Genomic DNA, 903 nt, shown 5'->3' with positions numbered 1-903 from the left:
GGGTCCAGCTATTGAATACCATACAGGATGTATATTTGGATTCTTCAATAACCATTGCATAAAGACAGGTCATCCATGAAAAGAATAGTATTATTACGTCATGGTGAGAGCCTATGGAACCAAGAAAACCGCTTCACCGGGTGGACAGATGTTGATTTAAGTGAAAAAGGCGTTGTAGAAGCCTGCAAAGCAGGCGATACATTACGAGAAGCCGGATTTTCTTTTGAGATTGCCTACACTTCTTACTTAAAACGTGCTATAAAAACGCTGGACTACGTTCTGGACCGCCTGAATGAGAGCTGGATTCCCGTCGAAAAGACATGGAGGTTGAATGAGAAACATTACGGCATACTTCAGGGACTTAACAAAAGTGAGACGGCTGCCCAATATGGTGAAGAACAAGTACACACCTGGCGGAGAAGTTATGATATAGCTCCAGCAGCATTGGGAGAGGACGATCCGCGCAATCCGAGTAAAGACATACGTTATGCAGATGTCCCGGATATGGAACTTCCACGTACGGAATCCTTGAAAGATGCCATTGAACGTGTAATGCCTTATTGGAAGTGCATCATCTTTCCCACATTGACATGTAAGGATAACCTGCTGGTAGTTGCCCATGGCAACAGCCTGCGTGGAATCATCAAGCATCTCAAAGAAATATCCGATTCAGATATTTCCAACCTGAACCTGCCTACAGCAGTTCCTTACGTTTTTGAATTCGACAACCGGCTGGCTCTTGTCAAAGACTATTTTCTCGGTGATCCGGAAGAGATACGTAAACGGACGGAAGCTGTAGCAAAACAAGGAATGACTAAACAATAAAAGTTCTGTCAAGCAGGCAGACATATTTTCTAAACTTTAATTATTAACTTAAAAAAAGGAGGCAAAAATGGTACCTAC

Annotated in this window: 1 protein-coding gene; it reads left to right on the top strand. The window is 42.9% G+C overall.

Features of this window, described 5'->3' with window-relative positions; genetic code table 11:
* Positions 1–75 precede the first annotated feature (75 nt).
* Positions 76–825: a 2,3-diphosphoglycerate-dependent phosphoglycerate mutase gene (gene gpmA, locus AB5935_RS26165; protein ID WP_004326380.1), complete on the top strand. Its 750-nt coding sequence runs from the start codon at positions 76–78 to the stop codon at positions 823–825.
* Positions 826–903 lie beyond the last annotated feature (78 nt).

The organism is Phocaeicola sp. RTP21198st1_B8_RTP21198_201120, from assembly GCF_040929485.1.
GTDB classification, from domain to species: Bacteria; Bacteroidota; Bacteroidia; order Bacteroidales; family Bacteroidaceae; genus Phocaeicola; species Phocaeicola dorei.
The sequence above is the reverse complement of the archived record's forward strand: the minus strand, read 5'-3'. Positions and strand labels throughout refer to the sequence as shown.

What these genes read in the sequence shown, in the direction of transcription:
- gpmA (WP_004326380.1), top strand. Translation starts at nt 76, where the DNA reads ATGAAAAGAATAGTATTATTACGTCATGGTGAGAGCCTATGGAACCAA.